The 2,975-nt window shown below is 70.2% G+C and carries 6 protein-coding genes; 2 read left to right on the plus strand and 4 right to left on the minus strand.

The window, feature by feature from the left end:
• Both RTM68_RS17980 and RTM68_RS17985 read left to right on the plus strand, forming a co-directional pair.
• A partial coding sequence (locus RTM68_RS17980; RefSeq protein ID WP_312173622.1) for an ABC transporter ATP-binding protein occupies positions 1 to 476 on the plus strand: 476 nt, incomplete at its 5' end.
• On the plus strand, positions 473 to 1,336 hold the full coding sequence (locus RTM68_RS17985) for a siderophore-interacting protein (RefSeq protein ID WP_312173625.1): 864 nt from the start codon (positions 473 to 475) through the stop codon (positions 1,334 to 1,336). The genes RTM68_RS17980 and RTM68_RS17985, both read left to right, overlap by 4 nt.
• A gap of 6 nt (positions 1,337 to 1,342) precedes the next feature.
• Here RTM68_RS17985 and RTM68_RS17990 read toward each other — a convergent pair whose 3' ends face one another.
• From RTM68_RS17990 to RTM68_RS18005, 4 genes are all read right to left on the minus strand, one after another.
• Complete coding sequence (locus RTM68_RS17990; protein WP_312173626.1) at positions 1,343 to 1,639, minus strand: WXG100 family type VII secretion target; 297 nt, start codon at positions 1,637 to 1,639, stop codon at positions 1,343 to 1,345.
• A 59-nt stretch (positions 1,640 to 1,698) separates the two neighbouring features.
• Positions 1,699 to 2,139: a hypothetical protein gene (locus tag RTM68_RS17995; RefSeq protein ID WP_312173628.1), complete on the minus strand. Its 441-nt coding sequence runs from the start codon at positions 2,137 to 2,139 to the stop codon at positions 1,699 to 1,701.
• Positions 2,136 to 2,519 (minus strand): hypothetical protein, encoded by a 384-nt coding sequence (locus tag RTM68_RS18000; RefSeq protein ID WP_194762326.1) that lies wholly within the window; start codon positions 2,517 to 2,519, stop codon positions 2,136 to 2,138. The genes RTM68_RS17995 and RTM68_RS18000 overlap by 4 nt, the downstream gene beginning before the upstream one ends.
• 4 nt (positions 2,520 to 2,523) lie before the next feature.
• A partial coding sequence (locus RTM68_RS18005) for a hypothetical protein (RefSeq protein ID WP_312173631.1) occupies positions 2,524 to 2,975 on the minus strand: 452 nt, incomplete at its 5' end.

Here is a 2,975-nt window from a genome sequence, read left to right on the forward strand (position 1 = left end):
CCGACGAGCAGGCCGTGCAGCACGCGCTGGAGGCCACCGGCACCGCCGATCTGGGGGCGCGCCCGGTCGACGCGCTCTCCGGCGGGCAGCGCCAACGGGTGTGGGTGGCGATGGTGCTCGCGCAGGAGACGGATCTGCTGCTGCTCGACGAGCCGACCACGTTCCTCGACGTCGCGCATCAGGTCGAGCTCATGGAGCTGTTCGCGCATCTCAACGCGCAGGGGCGCACGCTCGTCGCCGTGCTGCACGACCTCAATCACGCCGCCCGCTACGCGACTCACATCATCGCCATGCGCGATGGACGCATCGTCGCCGAGGGACCGCCGCACGAGGTGATCACGAGCGAGCGCGTGCACGAGGTCTTCGGTCTCGAGAACGTGGTGATCGCCGATCCGGTCACCGGTGGACCGCTCGTGGTGCCGCTGCGCGGGTCCGTGCCCGCGGTCGGTGCCGAGCACAGGGGAGTGCGGTCGTGAGCGAGATCGTGACGGCCGATCGCCCCTGGGCGTACAGCGCGTTCCCCGTGGAGGTGCGCCGCCGAACGATGCTGAGCCCGCGCTTCGTGCGGCTGACGCTCGCCGGGGAGAGCCTGCGGAACTTCGCGGCGTGGGGCACGGATCAGCGCATCAAGGTCGTGCTGCCCCTGCCCGACGGCAGCATCGCGGACTTCGGACTCCTCGACGAACCCACCCCGCATCCGTCCGACTGGTACACCCGCTGGCGGGCCCTGCCCGAGCACGAACGGAACGTGCTCCGCACCTACACGCCGGCGGCGATCAGGGCGGATGCCGGCGAGATCGACATCGACTTCTATCTGCATGAGCCGGCAGGACCGGCATCCGCGTGGGCCGCGGCGGCGCAGCCCGGCGATCACCTCGTGGTCAACGGGCCCGACGCGCGCATGGGGTGGACCGGGTACGGCCTGCACTGGCAGCCGGGCGATGCGCGCCGCTTCATGCTCGTCGCCGATGAGACGGCGTTCCCGGCCGTGCGCGGCATCCTCGATTCACTCGATCCGGATGCCTCGGCCGACGTGTTCCTCGAGTGCGATGACCCCGCCGACGACGTGGTGTCGGCGGATGCTCCCGCCAACGTGCGCATCCGGGTCGTCGCGCGGGGGAGCGGCGAGGACTCCGGTGTGGAGCGTGCGGTGCGGGACTGGCTCGACGAGCGGCAGGACGAGCTGCGCGACGACGCCGACCTCTATGTGTGGCTGGCGGGGGAGTCGGGCGTCACCACGCGCATCCGCCGCCACCTCACCGCCGAGGTCGGGATCGCGAAGGATCGCGTGTCGTTCCTCGGGTACTGGAAGGTCGGCGGTCCGCTCGTCGGGTGAGCGACCTCAGACCTGCCAGACCTGCGCCGCCCGCCGGTCCTGATCCTGGAATCGGGAGTTCGACGAGTGCGCGACGGCGCTCATCGCCTGTGCGATCGCGTTGAGCTGCCGCACCGACTCATCCCAGCGCGCATGCGCGATGTCGAAGGCCTCGCGGGCCTCGCCGTCCCAGCTGGCCCGCAGCACGGCGGCGCGCGACTCGAGGTGATCGAGACCCTGCTCGATCACGTCGATCGTCTCCTCGATCGACGTGAGCGCGGCGGTCACCGAGTCGTGCGAGACCGAGATCTTGCGAGTGTCCATGGTTCCCCCTCGGGTGCACCGGGTGGTCCCGGTGTGTCGTCATCAGTGGCAGGCGGTCATCAGTTGCAGGTGATCGTTCCGTCGAGCGTCGCCTCGACGCCGGCGCTCGTCGCCCTCTCGCCGTTCAGCGACTCCGCCACGAATCCGGGCAGCGCATCGAAGGTGACCGTCGAGCCCGAGGCGTCGAACTTCGCCGTCGATACGAAGGAGTAGTCGCCGAACCAGAACGAGATCGCATAGGCGTCGCGACCGTCGGTGGGAGCGCTGGCGAGGAACTCGTTCTCGCCGGAGCTGAGAGTGGACTCGCTCACGAACACCCGATTCACGCTCGAGGTGCGGCACGCCAGGTCGCTGAACGAGACCTCCTGGGTGGTCTGCTCGGCGCCGTCGGTGAAGGTCACTGTCAGCGAGGCGGTCGAGGGGGATGCGGTGCAGCCCGTGAGCCCCGCCACGACGGCAGCGCCGAGCGTCAGAAGGGCCGCGCCCGTGCGGCGTCTCACGAGGGCGATCCCGCGCCGGGCATGCCGAACGGACCAGAGAAGCGCTCGCGCAGGGTGCGTGCCATCTCGTCCTTCTCCTCCTGGCTCATCGCCGCGAGCTCTTCGCGGAACCGCCGCGCGGCGGCCTCGCGCATCTCCGTGAACGCCGGTGTCTCGAGCACGTCGCGCAGCGTTCCGTCCCCGCGCAGCGCCTGCCCGGCCCGTTCGCGGACCTCCTTCGGCAGGTTCTGGTCGTGCTGGAAGCGACCCAGCAGTTCGCGTGCCTCGAGGTCGAGGAGGCTGCCGGACTGCGAGCTCGCGAGTACGCGCTTCTGGGTCGGGTCCTCGCCGCCCGGTGCGACGGTGGGCGGAACGGAACGGAAGTCGTCGGGAGTCGTCATCGGGTCACACCTGGGTGTTGTCGTAGGAGGAGATCTGGGGGAGCGTGTCGGTGGCGAGCAGGAACGACATGGCCAGACCGATCAGGCTGGTGAGCCCGTCGAGCATCGCGTAGAGGTTCTGGCAGAGCGTGAACAGCTCGTAGAGCGCGTACACCGCGACACCGACCGCTCCGGTGCCGCAGATGCCGCCGATGATCGCTCCGATGCCGGTGGCCGCGGTGGCACCGCCGACGGCGTAGCACCCCCACGCGATCAGCGAGGCGTCGATGATCGTGGCCATGAGGCCGGTCGCGAGGTTCGCCGACGAGCGCATGCCGCGCACGAGAGCGTCGAACTCGGGCTGGGTGTCCTTCAGCTTGCTCGCCGCTTCGTCGAGCACCTCGCCCTGGCGGGCGAAGAACGTCGTCGCGGCCGTGGCCGCCTCGCCCTCCCAGCTCTCGGCCGTCGTGGCCATCG

It is taken from the genome of Microbacterium sp. (genome assembly GCF_031988965.1).
GTDB lineage: Bacteria > Actinomycetota > Actinomycetes > Actinomycetales > Microbacteriaceae > Microbacterium.

Coding starts and splice junctions, on each gene's coding strand:
- RTM68_RS17990 (WP_312173626.1), bottom strand. CDS start 1,639: ATGGACACTCGCAAGATCTCGGTCTCGCACGACTCGGTGACCGCCGCG.
- RTM68_RS18000 (WP_194762326.1), bottom strand. CDS start 2,519: ATGACGACTCCCGACGACTTCCGTTCCGTTCCGCCCACCGTCGCACCG.